At 62.6% G+C, this 17630-nt stretch carries 14 protein-coding genes; all 14 read right to left on the bottom strand.

Features of this window, described 5'->3' with window-relative positions:
- Positions 1-61 precede the first annotated feature (61 nt).
- Positions 62-1477, bottom strand: a complete 1416-nt coding sequence (locus L8K08_RS11785) for a TolC family protein (RefSeq protein ID WP_242196969.1) — start codon at positions 1475-1477, stop codon at positions 62-64.
- Entirely contained in the window at positions 1474-4653 is a 3180-nt protein-coding gene (locus tag L8K08_RS11780) for an efflux RND transporter permease subunit (RefSeq protein ID WP_145160482.1), read from the bottom strand. Before L8K08_RS11780 ends, L8K08_RS11785 begins: the two co-directional genes overlap by 4 nt.
- A gap of 15 nt (positions 4654-4668) precedes the next feature.
- Positions 4669-5910 carry a multidrug efflux RND transporter periplasmic adaptor subunit MexE gene (gene mexE / locus L8K08_RS11775; RefSeq protein ID WP_145160484.1) on the bottom strand — a complete coding sequence of 414 codons (1242 nt, stop codon included), beginning with the start codon at positions 5908-5910 and terminating at the stop codon, positions 4669-4671.
- 208 nt (positions 5911-6118) lie between these two features.
- Entirely contained in the window at positions 6119-7462 is a 1344-nt protein-coding gene (locus L8K08_RS11770; RefSeq protein WP_242196966.1) for a TolC family outer membrane protein, read from the bottom strand.
- Positions 7463-7484: 22 nt separating this feature from the next.
- Positions 7485-9002 (bottom strand): DHA2 family efflux MFS transporter permease subunit, encoded by a 1518-nt coding sequence (locus tag L8K08_RS11765; protein ID WP_145160487.1) that lies wholly within the window; start codon positions 9000-9002, stop codon positions 7485-7487.
- On the bottom strand, positions 8999-10066 hold the full coding sequence (locus tag L8K08_RS11760) for an HlyD family secretion protein (RefSeq protein ID WP_145160489.1): 1068 nt from the start codon (positions 10064-10066) through the stop codon (positions 8999-9001). Before L8K08_RS11760 ends, L8K08_RS11765 begins: the two co-directional genes overlap by 4 nt.
- 27 nt (positions 10067-10093) lie before the next feature.
- Complete coding sequence (locus L8K08_RS11755) at positions 10094-10900, bottom strand: DUF3050 domain-containing protein (RefSeq protein ID WP_242196963.1); 807 nt, start codon at positions 10898-10900, stop codon at positions 10094-10096.
- A 62-nt stretch (positions 10901-10962) separates the two neighbouring features.
- The gene (locus L8K08_RS11750; protein ID WP_242196960.1) at positions 10963-11913 is read right to left on the bottom strand and encodes a fatty acid desaturase; all 951 of its coding nucleotides are present in this window, start codon (positions 11911-11913) and stop codon (positions 10963-10965) included.
- Positions 11914-11923: 10 nt separating this feature from the next.
- Positions 11924-12751 carry an SDR family NAD(P)-dependent oxidoreductase gene (locus L8K08_RS11745; RefSeq protein ID WP_242196957.1) on the bottom strand — a complete coding sequence of 276 codons (828 nt, stop codon included), beginning with the start codon at positions 12749-12751 and terminating at the stop codon, positions 11924-11926.
- Entirely contained in the window at positions 12748-13890 is a 1143-nt protein-coding gene (locus tag L8K08_RS11740) for an acyl-CoA dehydrogenase family protein (protein WP_145160497.1), read from the bottom strand. Before L8K08_RS11740 ends, L8K08_RS11745 begins: the two co-directional genes overlap by 4 nt.
- A gap of 3 nt (positions 13891-13893) precedes the next feature.
- Positions 13894-14337 carry an SRPBCC family protein gene (locus L8K08_RS11735; protein WP_145160499.1) on the bottom strand — a complete coding sequence of 148 codons (444 nt, stop codon included), beginning with the start codon at positions 14335-14337 and terminating at the stop codon, positions 13894-13896.
- Between the two features lie 16 nt (positions 14338-14353).
- Entirely contained in the window at positions 14354-15619 is a 1266-nt protein-coding gene (locus L8K08_RS11730) for an aminotransferase class III-fold pyridoxal phosphate-dependent enzyme (protein ID WP_242196954.1), read from the bottom strand.
- Entirely contained in the window at positions 15616-16680 is a 1065-nt protein-coding gene (locus tag L8K08_RS11725) for an SDR family oxidoreductase (RefSeq protein WP_242196952.1), read from the bottom strand. Before L8K08_RS11725 ends, L8K08_RS11730 begins: the two co-directional genes overlap by 4 nt.
- Positions 16681-16862: 182 nt before the next feature.
- Positions 16863-17591, bottom strand: a complete 729-nt coding sequence (locus L8K08_RS11720) for an AraC family transcriptional regulator (RefSeq protein ID WP_242196949.1) — start codon at positions 17589-17591, stop codon at positions 16863-16865.
- Positions 17592-17630 lie beyond the last annotated feature (39 nt).

The raw sequence follows: 17630 nt of genomic DNA, 5'->3' as shown, positions 1-17630 counted from the left end.
ACCGAAGGGGGCGTGGGGCTAAAAATTGGCTGGATGCGACCAACCAAAGGAGCGCTTTACATCATTTGCTGCTGGCGACCACCGTGTCCGGCTGCCAGCCGCCACCGAGGGCCTTGTAGATCGCGACAATTCCGCGATACAAGTCCACTTCGGCCTGGGCCTGGGAGTCTTCAGCGGCCAGACGCTCACGTTGCGCGTCAAGCAGCACCAGGAAATCCACCGTGCCTTCGCGGTAGCGGATCGCCGCAAGGTCGGCCGCCGCGCGACTTGATTCACTCTGACGGATCAGCGAGACCAGGCGCTGCTGGCGTTTGCCGTAATCACTGAAAGCATTTTCCGATTCTTCCAACGCCAGCAGCACTTGTTGCTCATAGGTTGCCAGGGCGCCATCGGCCTCGGCGTTCGCGCCGCGCAACCGCGCTCGCACGCTGCCCAGGTCAAACGCCGCCCAGGTGATGCTTGGGCCGAGGGACCAGGCATTCGCCGCGGCCGACCCGATCTGCGAACCGCGCCCGGCCGTGAAGCCGAGGAAGCCGCTGAGGCTGACCCGTGGGAACAGGTCGGCCTTGGCCACGCCGATACGCGCGGTGGCGGCCGCCAGTTTGCGTTCGGCACTGAGGATGTCCGGGCGGCGCTGCAGCAGTTGCCCCGGGTCGCCGATGGGAAACGCCTTGGCAATCGCCGGCAGGTCTTTGGGGCTCAGGTCCACACTCAGCTTGTCGGGGCGCTGGCCGAGGAGGGTGGCGATGCGGTTGCGCTCGCGCACTTGCTCGGCCTGCAGTTGCGGCACGCTGGCTTCAACGGCCGCCAGGCGTGCGTCGGCACGTTCCACATCGAGCTGATCACCGACGCCGGCATCGCGCAGGCTGACGGTAATGGTGCGCGACTCCTGCTGGTTCTTCAGGTTGTCCAGGGCGATGCGTTCACGCAATTGCGCACCGCGCAGTTGACCGTAGGCGTCCACCAGTTCGGCAATCATGGTGACTTGCAGTTGGTACAGGTCGGCTTCGGCAACCTGCTGGTCAGCATCGCTGGCTTCCAGGTTACGGCGGATGCGGCCGAACAAATCCACTTCCCAGGCCATGTCCAGGCCCAGGTCGTAGCGCTCGCTGTTGACGCGCTTGGTGGTCTGGCCCGGGATCTGGCCTTTGCCCACGTCGCTGCTGGCACGGCTGGTGACCACCGGCATGATGTCGTTGGCCGCGTCATCACGAATGGCGCGGGCCGCGCGCAGACGGGCAAAGGCTACGCGCAAGTCGCGGTTACCGCTCAACGACTGGGTCACCAGTTGGTCGAGGGTCGGGTCGTCGAACTGCTGCCACCAGATGCCTTCGTACTTGGCGTGGTCATAGCTTTTGGTGTCGGCGGCGGCCGTGATGTTGGCCGCCTCCAGTTTTTCGGTTTTGTAGTCCGGGCCCACGGCACAGGCGCTCAGCGCCAGCACCAGCAAGCTCGGTAGAAAGACTTTCACGCTCATTGCTGTGTCTCCAGCTTCAAGGCCTTGGCCGCTTTGCGCGCGTCCTGGCGCTCCACATAGCGACGGATCAGTACGTAGAACACTGGCGTCAGCAACAGACCGAAGAAGGTCACGCCGATCATCCCGGAGAACACCGCCACGCCCATTGCATGGCGCATCTCGGCACCGGCACCGCTGGACAGCACCAGGGGCACCACGCCCATGATGAACGCGAACGAGGTCATCAGGATCGGCCGCAGACGCAGACGGCAGGCTTCGAGTACCGCAGCCAGTGGGTCGAGCCCCTCGGCCTGTTTATCCTTGGCGAATTCGACGATCAGAATCGCGTTCTTACACGCCAGGCCCACCAGTACGATCAAGCCAATCTGGGTGAAGATGTTGTTGTCGCCGCCCGAGATGATTACCCCGGTAATGGCCGACAGCAGCGTCATCGGTACGATCAGGATCACCGCCAGTGGCAGGCTCCAGCTTTCGTATTGGGCGGCCAGTACCAGGAACGCCAGCAGTACGCAGAGCGGGAACACGAACAGCGCGGTGTTGCCCGAGAGGATTTGCTGATACGTCAGGTCAGTCCACTCGTAGGTCATGCCGTTGGGCAGTTCCTCTTTCAACAGTTTTTCAATCGCGGCCTGGGCCTGGCCGGAGCTGTAGCCCGGTGCGGCGTTGCCGTTGATTTCAGCGGTGATAAAGCCGTTGTAGTGCATCACGCGGTCCGGGCCCGAGGTGTCGCTGACCTTGATAAAGGTCGCCAGCGGGATCATCTCGCCCTTGTTGTTACGCACTTTCAGCTGGCCGATCTGGTCTTCATCCTGGCGGAACTGTTGCTCAGCCTGCACGTTGACCTGGTAGGTACGCCCGAAGCGGTTGAAGTCGTTGGCATACAGCGAACCCAGGTAGATCTGCAGGGTGTCGAAGATGTCGCTGACAGCCACTCCGTGGGTCTTGGCCTTTTCGCGGTCGATGGCGGCATCGACCTGCGGCACGTTGACCGTGTAGCTGGTGAACAGGCCGAACAACTCAGGCACGCCACGGCTTTTGGTGATGACGTTCTGCACTTCTTTGTACAGCTCGTCGTAACCCAGGTTGCCACGGTCCTCGATCTGCAGGCGGAACCCGCCAATCGTGCCCAGGCCCTGTACCGGCGGCGGCGGGAAGATCGCCATGTAGGCTTCTTCGATGCTGCTGTACTTGCCGTTCAGTGCACCGGCAATCGCGCCGGCCGACAGGCTCGGGTCTTTACGCTCATCGAACGGCTTCAAGGTCACGAACACGATGCCGTTGTTCGGGCTGTTGGTAAAACCGTTGATCGACAGGCCGGGGAAGGCGATGGCGCTTTCCACGCCCGGCTGCTTCATGGCGATGTCCGACATGCGCTTGATCACATCTTCGGTGCGGTCCAGGCTCGCGGCGTCCGGCAATTGCGCGAAGGCCACCAGGTATTGCTTGTCCTGGGCCGGTACGAAACCGGTGGGCGTATGGGCGAAACCCAACCAGGTCAGCACCATCAGCCCGGCGTACAGGAACAGTGCGATACCGCTGCCGCGAATCACCCGGCGCACGGTGCCGACGTAACCATGGCTGGCTTTCTCGAAGAACCGGTTGAACGGACGGAACAACCAGCCGCCGAACACCTTGTCGAGCGCCTTGGAAAAACGGTCCTTGGGTGCGTTGTGCCCCTTGAGCAAGACGGCAGCCAGGGCCGGGGACAAGGTCAGCGAGTTGAACGCCGAGATCACCGTCGAAATCGCAATGGTCAAGGCGAACTGCTTGTAGAACTGCCCGGTCAAGCCGCTGATAAACGCCGCCGGAATGAACACCGCACACAGCACCAACGCGGTGGCGATGATCGGGCCGGTCACTTCGCTCATGGCTTTTTCAGTGGCCGGGAACGGTTCCAATCCCAACTCGATGTTCCGCTCGACGTTCTCCACCACCACGATGGCGTCGTCCACCACGATACCAATCGCCAACACCAGTCCAAACAGCGACAGCGCATTGAGCGAGAAGCCAAACAGGTGCATCACCGCAAAGGTACCGATCAACGAAACCGGCACTGCCACCAACGGAATGATCGACGCGCGCCAGGTTTGCAGGAACAGGATCACCACCAGCACCACCAGGATCAGTGCTTCAAACAGGGTATGAACCACGGCCTCGATGGAACCGCGCACGAAGACCGTCGGGTCATAGGCAATGCGGTAATCCATGCCTTCCGGGAAGCTCTGCTTGAGCTCCGCCATCTTGGCGCGCACTTCATTGGAGATGTCGATGGCGTTGGAGCCCGGGCGCTGGAAGATCGGGATCGCCACGGCCGGTTGGTTGTCGATCAACGAACGCAGGGCGTACTGGCTGGAACCCAGCTCAACCCGCGCGATGTCTTTCAAACGCGTGATTTCGCCGTTGGCACCGGCACGAATCACGATATTTTCGAACTCTTCCTCAGTGACCAGGCGGCCCTGGGTGTTGACCGACAGTTGGAAGCTGGTGTCATTGGGCGCGGGTTGCGCGCCCAATGCACCGGCCGCCACCTGGCGGTTCTGCTCGCGAATGGCCGTGACCACATCGGTGGCGGTCAGGTTGCGCGAGGCGGTCTTGTTCGGGTCCAGCCATACACGCAGCGAGTAGTCGCCCATGCCGAACAACTGCACATCGCCCACGCCGCCCAGCCGCGCCAACTCATCCTTGATGTTCAGGATCGCGTAGTTGGACAGGTAGAGCATGTTGTAGCGCTGATCCGGGGAGGTGATGTGCACCACCATGGTCAGGTCGGGCGACGCCTTGTCTACGGTGATACCGATGCGCGTGACTTCCTCAGGCAGTTTTGGCTGAGTGCGTGTCACACGGTTCTGCACCTGCACCTGCGCGTTGTCCAGGTCGGTGCCCAGGGCGAAAGTGATGGTCAGGGTCAGTTTGCCGTCGGCGGTCGACTGCGAGGACATGTACAGCATGTTCTCGACGCCGGTGATGGCTTGCTCCAGCGGAGCGGCCACGGTTTCACCGATGACTTTAGGGTTGGCGCCCGGGAAGTTGGCGCGTACCACGACGGTCGGCGGTACCACTTCCGGGTATTCGCTGATCGGCAGCTGGAACAGCGAGATCGCGCCGGCGATCAGGATCAACAGCGACAGCACCGCTGCGAAGATCGGCCGCGAAATGAAGAACTTGGAAAAATTCATCTTGAGTTGTATCCCTTAACCGCGTGGAGTCGCGACGCTGGCAACTTTTGGCGCGGCTTTATCCGGCGCCACTTGCTCCAGGTTGCTGGCTTCAAGCGCTTGTCGTTGTTGTGCCAAGGCGGCGAGGGTTTCCTTGCTGGCCATCGGGATCGTTTCAGGTTGCACAGGCGAGCCCGGACGAATGCGCTGCAGGCCCTTCACGACGATGGTGTCGTCCTTGTTCAAACCGCTGCGTACGATGCGCAGGCCTTCGATCTTCGGCCCCAGTTCCACCGAGCGATACGCCGGCTTGTCGCCGTCCATCACCAGCACGAATTTCTTGCCAAGGTCAGTGCCGACGGCTTCGTCGTTGATCAGCACGGCGGAGTAAGTGCCGCTGCCGACCAGCTTCAAACGTGCATACAGGCCCGGGGTGTATTCGCCCTTGCTGTTATCGAACACGGCGCGACCACGGATGGTGCCGGTGGCCGGGTTGACCTGGTTGTCGACGAAGTTCATCTGGCCCAGGTGCGGGTTGCCGGTTTCGTTTGACAGGCCCAGGTACACCGGAGTGGTTGCACCGCGACGACCTTCGCGCGCCAGCTGGGTGTACTTGAGGTACACGCGCTCATCGGCGTCGAAGTAGGCGTAGACCTTGTCGGTGGAGACCACGCTGGTCAGCGCGGTGACGTCGGCGGTCACCAGGTTGCCGGCGGTGATTTCGGCACGGCTGACACGGCCGCTGATTGGCGCGGTCACGCGGGTAAAGCTCAGGTTCAACTTGGCCAGGTCCAGCTGCGCCTGAATCCCGGCCACTGCGGCGCGGGCTTCCTGGGCGGCGGTGGTGCGCGAGTCGGCCAGTTCGGCGGAGATCGCATTGCTCTGACGCAGGCGGTCGCCACGTTGCGCTTCGTTATCGCTACGGGTGGCGGCGGCTTTGGTTTGGGCAAGCTGGGCTTCAAGGCGGCGCACTTCAGCCTGGAACGGACGCGGGTCGATCTGGAACAGCAAGTCACCCTTTTTCACCAGGGCGCCTTCGGTGAAGGCCACCTGGTCGATCTGGCCGGACACGCGCGGACGGATCTGCACGGTTTCCGGGGCTTCCAGGCGACCGGTGAATTCGTCCCACTCGTTGACCGGTTGTTCGAGCACCTTGGCCACACTGACTTTCGCAGGAGGCATGGCGGCCGCTTGTTCTGGGGTCTTGCCGCATGCGCTCATCACCACCACGGCCAAAATCGCCAAGGGGAAGCGCAAATGTTTGAGTGACTGTTCCATGAAGTGCATCCGCCAATGTATTTGAGATGGGCGGATCATGCGCGGCGAGGTGCTATGTCACGAATCGAATGAAGCAAAGGTAACTATCATTCGGAATGATATAAGCGCGAGATTAGCCCTCTAGGATGCGGGTTTCGTTAGGAAGCTATCAATAGGCGTGATGACAAAAGACTGTTGCGCGGGCTGCAAGGAACGCCCGCGCGGATTTTCAGTCCAGCAGGCGGCTGACTTCGCGCAAACGCACCTCGCTCAGGTTGCCGGTGGAGGCCAGCAGGTTCAATTGGGCCAGCAAGATGCTGTAGCGCTGCTGGGCCAGACGCTGCTGGGTGTCGGTGACTTTCTGCTGCGCATCCAGCACGTCGGTGTTGATGCGTGAGCCGGCTTCAAAACCGTGGGTGACCGACGCCAGGTTAACCTGGCTGGACTTGAGCGCCTGCTTGAGCGCCTGGTATTGGCTCATGCCGCTGGTGACTTGCAGGTACGCCTGGCGCGCCATCAACCCGGCGTTGCGGCGCGCGTCTTCGACCTCATCCAGGGCCTTGCTTTGCAGCGCATGGGCTTCGCGCACGCGGCTGCTGGTGCGGCCACCGCCGTAAAGCGGCACGCTCAACTTGACCCCGACCACGGTCTGGTTATAGCGGTTTTCCGGCAGCGTGACGTCGTACACATCGCCGCCCACCGAGGCAAAGCGGCCGTGGGCGGCGATCAGGTCGAGGGTCGGCAAGTGGCCGGCCTGTTCCTTGTCGATGTCCATTTCGGCCAGGCGCTGGGTGATCTGCGCGCGCTGCACGGCGAGGTTGCCTTGTTGCGCGGTAGTTGCCCATTCGCCGATGGCCGCAGGCACCGGGGCGCTGAATGGCGGCTCCTTGCCCGACCACGGCCGCGCTTGAGCGGCGGTCAACTGGGTGAGCGTTTCGGTGGCGATGTCCAGCGCGCCGCGTGCGGCAATCTGCTCGGCGAAGGCCTGGTCGTACTTGGCCTGCACCTGTTCGAGCGCATTGGCGGTAGCGGCGCCGTCGGCCAGTAAGCGCCGTGTGCGGTCCTGGCTCTCCTGCAAGGTTTGCAGTTGTTGTGTGCGGGTGTTCAACAGCTCCTGGTTGAGCAACACATCAAAATAGGCGCGGGCCACGCGCAGCATCAGGTCCTGACGTGCCTGTTCGGTCTGCACTTCGCTGGCGCTGATCAGCAGTTTGCTTTGGTCGTGGGCGATCACGTTCTGCCAGCGCAACAGCGGCTGAGTGAGCACCACGGCGTAGGCATTGGTGTTGTTGCGGTTGCGGTGGTAATCGTTGGAATCCTCGGCATCGACCCAGGCGGCGCCGCCCGTGACGGACAGGTCCGGCAGCAGGTTGGCGCGGCTTTGCGGTTCTTTTTCCGCCGTGGCCAGTTGCTGGGCCTGCGCGGCGGCGAACTTCATGTCGTGGCTCAGCGCTTTTTGATACAGCTGGTACAAGTCCTCTGCCGACACAGAGGCCGGGCAGCCGGCGAGGGCAAGCCCGCCCAGGCAGGTGAGCAGGGTGAGGTGTTTTAGATGCAGCCCTGGAATACGCAAGGGTAGGTGCTCCACAAAAAAATTATCGGCTGAGGGTGCTTCTGCGCATCATCAGCACCATGGGAATGCCGATGGCCATAACGGCGCCCAAGGTGCCGAACAGCATGCTGAAGGCCAGCATTTGCGCTTGTTCACGCGCTTGCAGGTAAGGCATCAGGGCCAGGGCCTGTTGATGGCTGGCAAGGTTGAGCGAGAGGAACAGCGGGTTGGATTCCACGCCGCCCCAGCCATTGGCGATCAGGCTGGACTCGGTCACGTGCTCGGAGAGCAGGCGATAGCGCTCCCACGAAAACCGCGTGAGCAGCGTTGCAGCGATGGCGATGCCGACGCTGCCGCCCAGTTGGCGCATCAGGTTCAATACGCCCGAGGCGCCGGAGATCAACGTCAGCGGCAGGCGTCGCATGGCCAGGTTGGTCAGCGGCACGAAGATCATGCCCAGGCCCAGCCCGCGGATCACCAGCGGCCAGTACAGCGTGTCCGGGTTGCTGTCGAGGGTGAACTGGGTGTGCAGGAACATCGCGTAGCAGTACATGACGATGCCCAAGGTCACGAACACGCGTTCGTCGATCTTGTTTTCCTGGGACAGCTTGCCGATCACCAAGGTACTGATGGCGCTGGCCACCGCCCCGGGGAAAATCACCAGCCCGCTCTGATACGCGCTTTGCGCCAGCAACGTCTGCAGAAACAGCGGCACCATAAACAAGGTGCTGTACAGCCCGAAGCCCACGCAAAATGCGCAGATGCAGCCCATCAGGAACTCGCGGTTCTGAAACAGCGCGACGTTGACGATCGGGTTGACCGCGCGCCGTTCCCACCAGAAAAAACCCACCAGGCTGAAGCTGCTGAGCAACAGGCAGGCCACCGTCCAGTTGGATTCCAGCCAGTCCCAATGCTCGCCGCGCTCGAGCAGGATCTGCAAACTGCCGACCCCCAGCGCCAACAGGCAGAAACCGCTGTAGTCGACACTGCTGGGTTTTTGCTCGTTGGCCGAATCGCCGATACACAGCCAGCACAGCAACAGGGCCACGGCACCGATGGGCACGTTGATCAGGAAGATCCAGTGCCATGACAAGGTGTCGATCAGGTAACCACCGACCGTCGGCCCAAGGGTCGGCCCCATCATTACGCCGACGCCGTACAGCGCCATGCCGCTGCTGACCTTTTCCTTGGGGAACACGTCGTAGATGATCGCCTGGGAAATCCCCAGCAAGCCGCCGCCCGCCAACCCCTGCAGCACGCGAAATGCCACCAGTTGCCACAGCTCAGCGGAGAACGCGCAGCCCACCGACGCCAGCACAAACACGGCGGTGGAGACCAGGTAATACCGGCGCCGCCCGAACCAGGCAGACAACCAGCCGCTGACCGGCAGAATCACCACGTTGGCCACCACGTAGCCGGTGGAGACCCACGAGATTTCATCGACCGACGCCCCATAGGTGCCCATCAGGCTGGGAATCGCGACGTTGACGATGGTGACGTCCAGCAACTCCATCATCGACACCAGCGTCACGGTGAACGCAATCAGGTACGGCGACCTCATAGCGTTTGGCTGGCGTTGTGTGGCGTGGCGACTTCGACGAAGGCGCTCATGCCGGGGCTCAACAAGCCCTTGTAGTCATCCGGCACGTCTTTGAGCGCAATCCGCACCTGGACGCGCTGCACCACCTTGGTGAAGTTGCCCGTGGCGTTTTCCTGGGGCAGCAGCGAGAACTTCGCCCCGGTCGCCGGTGCCAGGCTTTCGACCACGCCGTCGAAGGCGTGGCCGGGAAACGCGTCCACCGTGACCTTGGCGTGTTGGCCGACGCGCACGCGGCCAACTTGGGTTTCCTTGAAGTTGGCGGTGATCCACAGCGGGTCGGTGGCAATCAGGCTCAAGAGCTTCTGGCCGGCGACCACGAACTGGCCGGGTTCGACCTCTTTTTTCGAGACAATACTGCGCACCGGCGCAGTCTGGCGGGCGTCATGCAACTTGATGCGGGCTTGCTCGAGTTCGGCTTGCGCCGCCGCGATCCGATAGTCCTGCACCTTGAGCTCGGCCTTGTTGGCCAGCGTGCTTTGCGCGGCGGCCTGGGCATTGCTGCGGGCCGCTTCCTGGGCATGGCTCAACGCGTCGAAACGCGCTTTGGCCAGTTCCAGGTCCTGAGTGCTCAGCACACCCTGGGCGCCCAGGCGCCGGGCGCGCTGGTAGTCGTTGCGCGCCTGCTCAAGGTTGGCGCTGGACTGTGCCAGCGCCGCTTGTGCGGCCTGGCGCATGGCAACTGCGCCGAGAATCTGGCTGTCCAGCGCACCCGGGCTGCCGCTGCGTCCGGCAGCGGCGAGCAAGGCTTGCCACTGTGCTTCGCGCTGCTGCACCTGGTATTGATATTCGCTGTCGCGTATCTGAAACAGCAGGTCACCGCTTTGCACGGTGACGTTATCCATCACCGGCACGCTCATCACCACACCCGACAGCTTGGCCCGCACCGGGATGATCACGCCGTCGAGTTCCGCGTTGTCGGTGCTCACGTAGGCGCTGGAATACTGCCAGCGCTGCCAGCCGAGCAGCAGCAACCCACCCACCACGGCGACGCACAGTGTCATTTTTATAAGCTTGCCTTTGGTCATGTCCTACTCCCTGTGTTCATGCGAGGCTCAGACGCTGTGTTCAACCTGACGCACAGGGCGGTCCGTGGCGCGTTGCGCTTTTTCCTGGAGGAAGTGATGCACGCCATCCCACAGGTCGATGCGCGAGTTGATCGCGGTCTTGGCGCTTTCGATCATGTGCTGGTGTTGCGCGGGCGTGGTGACGATTTCGGCGATGATGCGCTTGGCCGCCGGGCCGTGATCGTCGCCGTCCATTTCGATGTGGCGCTTGAGGTAATACGTGAGCATCGGCACCTCGGTTTCACTCACCGACCATTGCGACAGCAGGCGGCCGAACATGTCGGGGATGATGTCTTCACGGCCAAAGAAGAAGTACGCCAGCACCGCTTCGGTCGAGCCGTGCTGCGCGACATCGAGGGTCTGGCACATGAACACTTTGGCTGCCAGCGGAATGTCGCGGTCGCTGAGCGCCTTGGCCAGCGGCACCTGGGCCTGGATGGCAGCGAGGAAACGCCGGAACACTGAACTGTCGGCGCCGATTTCATCCATGGCCGTGAGGTACAGGTCCAGGTGGCTGATAAAGCCGCCGTCCGGGTGTTCGTCGGTTTCTTCGCCCACCACGATTTCATTGATCAAGCGCGCGGCGGTGATGTGCACCGGCGGCACCCACGGCAACTCGACGCAGGTGAGGTCGCGCTGGATGCGCTTGAGCAAGGTCATGAAATCCCACACGGCGAATACGTGGAACTCCATCAGCGTGCGCACGTCTTCAACCGTGCGGATAGTGGCGAACAGCGGGTGGCTGAATAACTGCTCGCGTTCGGTTTCGATGTGGCTGTCGATATCAAAAGGCATACATGCTCCTGCAGCCTGAGTCTTCAGGCGGGAAAATCCATTCGGAATGTTTGGGTGAGTGTTCAGTCGTTTACCGTGTCTCCACGGTAGGGGTGGCGGCTGGTGGCGTACTTGAAGGACGCGACGAAGTGCTTTTCCAACAAGTACTGCCGGTCTGTGTACCAGCCCGCGTCCAGCAGTTGGCGGTGCACTTTTGGCAGTCGCCAGCACGGCACCGCGGGATAAAAGTGATGCTCCAGGTGAAAGTTCGCGCCGGCGTGCAGCCAGGTGCACAGCCGCGAGGTGCGCGAGCGCGCAGGCGGTGGTTCATCGCCTTCGCTGAACGCATGTTCCTGATAGGCATTGAAGGCCGACACCAGAAACGCCACCGCCAGGCTTCCGCAAAACCCCAGCAGCAACCCGTCGATCTGCCACAGCGCCACGGCGTACACGCACAACCAGCCCACTTGGCAGGCGATGTTGCAGCGCGCCAGCCGTTGCACCTGCGCCGCGCTCAGGGGCAGCGGCGAAGGGCTGCTCAGTGGGCCGAACGCCAGGCGCACGGTGGCGTGCAGGTAGTTCGAGGTTGCGAGCAAACGCGACAGCGCGATGCGGCTTACCAGCGTGCGATAGCGCGAAAAGTGCCGGTAGTCCGGGTCTTTTGCGCTGTTGCTGTAGCGATGATGTTGCCAATGGTCGACGAAGTACCCGGTCACGCAGAACCCCGGCAGCAGCGAACTGGTAAGAATGCCCAGGTAGCAGCTGTGCATCGGGTTACCGCTCAGGTTGAAGTGGAAGCCTTCATGCCCAAGGATCGCTTGCAGAAACAATCCGTACCCGGCCACCACCAGCAAGGGCGAACACAGCAGCACCCACACGGTGGGCGCCGTGTTTGCCACCCACACAAACAGGGCAAGGGGCAGCAGGTACAGGCACACCGCGTAAGCGATGATCAGCAGCGACTCGCCCGTGCGCGCCTTGAACAAGGCGCGGTCGAGACGGACCTGGGGCTTGGGGTGCAGTTGTCTGGCCATTGGCGAGGCGTTACTCGATCAGTTCAGGTTTGAGCGCCAGGTGCCCGCCGCGTGTGAGCGTGCGCAGGCGCAAGGCGATAAAGGCGTCGACCACACTTGGCGCGATGCGCGCGGTGTACATGGCCAGCGTGCCCATGAAGGTCAGCCCGCGATTGCGCAAGCCGTTTGTGCGGCAGGCGCGCACCAGGCCATCAGAGGCTGCATCGAGTTTTTCTTCCAGAGACAGCAGCGTCTTATCACCCCGCTTGAAGGTCACCAGGCGCTTGACCGACAGCCCCACCCGCTGGGCCGGCAAGTGAATCGCCGTGTCGATGAACCCCGGGTACACCGTGACCACATCCAACTGCCCGCGATACTGCATGCGCAGCACGTCCGAATAGGCGCTCAACGCGCGTTTGCTGGCGGCGTACGCGGCCACATAAGGCGCATTCACCAGAGCGAACAGCGAGGAAACGTTGACCACTTTGCCGCGTTTGCGCAGCAGCCCCGGCAAGAACCCGGCCACCAACTGCCACGGTGCAAACAGGTTGACATCCACTGCGCGGATGACTTCGTCGGTGACGCCGGTTTCACCGCGTTCCAGGGTCAGCGTGCCGGCGTTATTGACCAGAATGTCGATGTCGCCGAAATCGGTGGAGATGGCGCCGATCACCGACGCCAGCGCGCTGCGGTCGCACAGGTCGACCTGATAAAAACCGTCCAGCAGTTCCGCTTCCTGCGGCGCCAGAATGTCCAGGCCAATCACCGTGGCGCCTTGTTGCTTGAGTTTGCGGGCGGCGGCATGGCCCAGGCCACGCGCGCAGCCGCTGATGACGATGATTTTTCCGAGCAGGTTCATGGGTGCGCTCCGGCGATGCTGAAGGTTGAGTGGGACAAATAGGTGTCGAGGTTGCTCGCCATCGAGATCTTCGCCGGCGGGTGAAATTGCAGGCCGCGGCAGGCCATCAACCCATTCGAACTCTGGTTGCTGGTGATAAATGCCATGCCGCCGAGCATCGCGTGGGCCTGGTCCGACAGCTCGGTCAGCAGCTGCTCGATGCCGTAACGCACCAGCAGTAGACGGGCCAGCACGTTCGGCAGGTCTTGGGGGTTGCGCTCGATATCCAGCGCCGCGCCTTCCAGCGCGCTGATTGCCAATTGCAGGTTGGCCGCCAGGTCCACGCGGTGATGCGCGGTCCAGCGTCCTGCGTCGGTCACCGTCTCGATCAGGCCGGCGCAGGCACCCACGTAGGACGCGCAAATCAACAGTTCGAACCAGATGAAACCGACGGTTTGCACGTCGCCCAACAGGTGCTTGTAGCCGGCGGAAAACAGCATGCGTTCGGGCACCAGCACTTCATTGAGGCGTACCTCGATGCTTTCGGCAGCGGCCAGCGCGCTGTTCTGCCAGAACGGCGCGCGGCTGATGCCTGGCGCGTTGGCGGGAATCAACGCCACCATCAGCTCTTCGCCCTGTGGGGTCTGGCGGGTATAGCTGGCGGTGAGCAAGTCCATCGAGCGGCCGAGGCAGCAGGGCTTTTTGCTGCCACTGAGCAACACGCCCTCGGGGGTGTGCACGGCCTGCATGTTCGAGTCGAGGATGCCCGCGCCCGAGTTGCCCTCGGCAAACCCCGAGGACAGCAACAAACGATTCTGTGCAACGGCCGCCAGCAACAGGCCTTCGGCGCCGCCCCCGTTTTGGGTGAGCGCCAACAGGCTCGCCACCGAAAACTGGTGCATGGTGCTGGCCACCGCCAGCGAGGGCGAACGCGCGCCCAGGGCGATCTGCACATGCACGGCATCGAGGATGCCTGCACCCAGCCCACCGGCGGCGCGGTTGACCAGCAACCCGACCGGCCCGTGTTGCTTGAACAGGGCAATGACGCTGCTCTCGGGCGCCTCGCGTTCGGCGACGGCGAGGGCGGCCAGGCGCGCGTCAAATTCCGGGGCGTAGCGGTCAAGCAAGGCGCGCGAGCGGTTTAACAATGACAGTGACATGGCTCAGGCCTTCAGGTAGCTCGCCGGGAACAGGCCGGTGATGATCGAGTGGATGTTTTCGCGAATGGCCTTCTGCGCGACGGGGTCGAGCATGTCGGCGAGCATCGGCAGGCCCAGGTCAAAGCGCGAGGTGAAGGTGATAATCGCGTCCTTGCCATCGGGCAGGACTTGCCAGGTTCCGGAGAAGTGATCGACATCGCCGGCCATTTGCTCAAAGTGAATCTCGCGGGTCTGGGCGTTGAACGTGTCGCGCTCCTGCCACTTGAGAATGCCGCTGTGGAAGTTGACCTCCCAGGAGGTGAACGACACGTCGTCGCTGACCTTGTTGATGGTAATATTGCGCACCGAGTCGCACAGCTCGACGTAGTGGCTGAAGTCGCTGATCACGGCGAAGACTTCATCAGCGCAGGCATGGGGGATATGTGCCTGGACATTGACTTCTTGCATGGGGTAACTCCAAAGATCAAAGGGGTGAGACAGAGGTGGTGAGCGCCTGGGCGAATCCCTCGATCAACCAGTTGCAGTCCTGGGTGGTGAGCAACGGCGACGGTGTAAGCCGCACGACGCGGTGGTCATTGAGCGAGTGGCACACGATGATGTGCTGCTCGATCAGGGCCATGACCATGTTCGCGGCAATCGAGGCGTCGCTGAACTCAAAGCCCAGCAGCAAGCCGGCACTGCGCAGCGTGACGCGCTCGGCCAGGCCCATGCGCTGCAACAGCGCGCTGAAACGTGCGTGCAGGTCCTGGCCCAGCAGCCGTGCCCGCGCCACCAGGTCCTCTTGCACCATCACCTGCAGCGTGGCCTGCACGGCCGCCATGGCCAGCGGGTTGGCGCCAAAGGTGGAGGTGTGCACCGTGGGGTTGCGGTTGAACGGCGCATAAATGGCCGCGCTGGCGACCATGGCGCTGACCGGCACGCAGCCGCCGGACAGGCTTTTGCCGACCAGCATGATGTCGGGCACCACCTGTTCCTGGTCGCACGCCCACCAATGGCCGGTACGGCCCAGCCCGGACTGGATTTCGTCGATGATCAGCACGGCGCCGTACTGGTCACACAGCTCGCGTACCCGCGTCAGGTAACCCGGTGGCGGCAGGATCACGCCGGCTTCGGCCTGGATCGGCTCGAGAATCACGCAGGCTTTTTCCGGCGAGGCGAGCAGTTGCTGTTCCAGCGCGGCGCTGTCGCCGAACGGCACGAATGCGCTTTCGCTGAGCAGGCCACTGAACGGTTCGCGGTAGCTTTCGCGGCCGGTAACGGCCAGCGCGCCGAGGGTCTTGCCGTGGAAACCGCCGAGCGTCGACAGCGTGCGACGGCAGCCGTTAAGCCGGGCGAGTTTCAGGCCGGCTTCGGTGGCTTCGGCGCCCGAATTGCAAAAGAACACATAGTCCAGGTTACCCGGGCAGCGCGCTGCCAGCGCTTGCGCGGCCAAGGCTTGTTGCGGGTTGAGCAGCAGCTTGCTGGCCAGCGCGTTTTGCTGCAGTTGGCGGGTCACGGCATCCACGACAACCGGATGGCCGTGGCCGAGGAAAAACACCCCATAGCCGCCGGCATCCAGGTACTGACGGCCTTGGCTGTCATAGATGTAGACGCCCCGGCTTGAGTGTTCGATCGGCAAGTTCATCAAGGACGCGAGGCGTGCGTAGCCCGAGTTCACATGCTGGCGAAAATACTGGTCAATCTGTGCGGCGTCGGCGGCGGGTTCCAGTTCTGTCAGGTGCAAGTTCATGCCACGGATGCCTCTGCGACAGGTGGAACCGGCTGTTTGAGCATCCGCGTCAAGGCGCCGAGCTTGGGGGCCAAGTGATTGAGTGACAGCAGCAATTCGCGGCTGACGTCGCGTGCACCGAAGGCCGGCTCACCGAGCAACTCGGGCAACGAAGTGGGCAGCGGCGTGCGCAGGCAGGCATAGCGGCACAGTTGGTTGGCGCGGCCCAGTGCCGCCTGGACGGCACCGGTCAGTGCCGGCAGAAACACCGGGCGGATCAGGCGCTCATAGATGTCCGGCGCCATGCAGCGAGGCCGTGTGAACGGTTGCGCCTGGGCTTGCATGGACTCGCACATCAGGTCCAGCAGGCCGGTGAGGTCCAGCGCCTGTGGGCCGCTGGTGAGGAAGTAGTCCGCGCCGATCAAGCGCCGGTGCAAGGCGTTGGCAATTGCCTGCGCCGCCACGTCGCGGGCAATCAGGTCGATGTAGCCGGCAGGCGGGCAGGGCACGATAGGCAGCACGCCGGACATCATCAGCCCCATGGTCATGTGAAAACCCTGGAAGTTGGGCATGTGCCCGGTGTCGGAATTGCCAATGATGATTGACGGGCGAAAAATCGACACGTCGATACCGGAAGAACGCACCAGCGTTTCGGCCTGGCGCTTGGCGACTTCGTACGGCGTCTCGGCCTGCACGCCTTCATAGTAGTCACATGGGTGGGTGAAGGCGGTGCTGATGTGGTAGAGCGGCACCTTGGCTTGCTGCACAAAGCGCACGACGTTCTCGGTACCCAGGTAATTGACCGAAAAGATCTGGTCGATGTCGCCATCCATGCGGGTGACCGCTGCGGCGTGAATGACCCAGTCGACGCGCTGCAGCAGCGCTTCATAATCCTCGGCAGCCAGCCCCAGCCGGGGGCGGCAGATATCACCGCTGAGCACTTGCACCTGCGAGTGGCGGATGCGGCTTTTGCGCGCCAGGCAGACCAGGTTGAAATCCTCTGCCAGGCAGTCGATCAGTGACTCGCCGAGTACGCCCGAGCCTCCTGTGAGAAGGACGGTTAATTTTTGCTGTTCTGACATGTAGGACGCTTCCTGCGGACTCATCGAAAGAATTAACGGTGCGTTCCGCCGAATCCCAGGCACACGTGCCCCTGGCGAACACTCTTGTATTCACTTTCGGTGGCGCTGACGTGCGTTGGGGGAAGGCAGTCAGCGCTTAACGTTTTCGCGAATAAGATGCGATCGATATTGGCCTTTTGATATCACCGCGTCTTGAACGAAACGCTTGTCTTGCGCAAAACCTTGGCCGCCGTGAGCGGGGTCATGCCGATCATGCGGCGCATCATGCGCGCCAGGTGCGCCTGGTCGGAGAACCCGCCATCGGCGGCGGCGTCCGACAAGCTGGCGCCGCCGGCCAGGGATTTGGAGGCGCGCTCGAGTTTGTTCCAGATGATCCATTGGGACAGGGAAACGCCCATCTGGTGCGTCGCCACACACCGCAGGCGCGGGCTGGACAGGCCGACCGCATTGGCGGCGCGGCTGACGGAACCGGGACCGTCGCGGTCCAGGCGCAGGATGTTCAAGGCTTTATAGAGGCGTTGGTCGATGGGCGGCGTAATCGCCAGCAAACGCGCGAGCGCGTCGACAAACTGGGGCAGGGACGTGGTACCGCGAAAGCACTCCAGCAGTTCGTCACTGGCCAGGGCGATGCCATTGTCTTGCAGCAATGCGTTGAGTGCACGGCCCAGTGGTGTGTCCGGATTGACGTACACAAACGCCACCGGATGACTGTCGGCCACGGCGCGGTGTTCGACGTTGGGGCCGATGATCACCCCGGCCGCGCGGATCAACTGGCCGGGCAGCTCCAGGGTGACCGGTTGGTGCACGCCGATGCACAGCTGAATGGCGACATGGGAATGGGCAGAGTTCTGATCCGCGCGCCCGATGTAACCGGCCCATGAATCGCCAAAAGTAACGCTGCCGTCCCACATGTAAGGTCTTCCTGACTCGAAGGGTGAGTTTTCCGTGTG

Origin of the sequence: Pseudomonas sp. TREG-RG-20F-10-E-6-01, assembly GCF_022662455.1 — a bacterium.
Classification (GTDB): domain Bacteria; phylum Pseudomonadota; class Gammaproteobacteria; order Pseudomonadales; family Pseudomonadaceae; genus Aquipseudomonas.
Note: the sequence above shows the minus strand (reverse complement) of the source record. Positions and strands in the feature narration are given on the sequence as shown.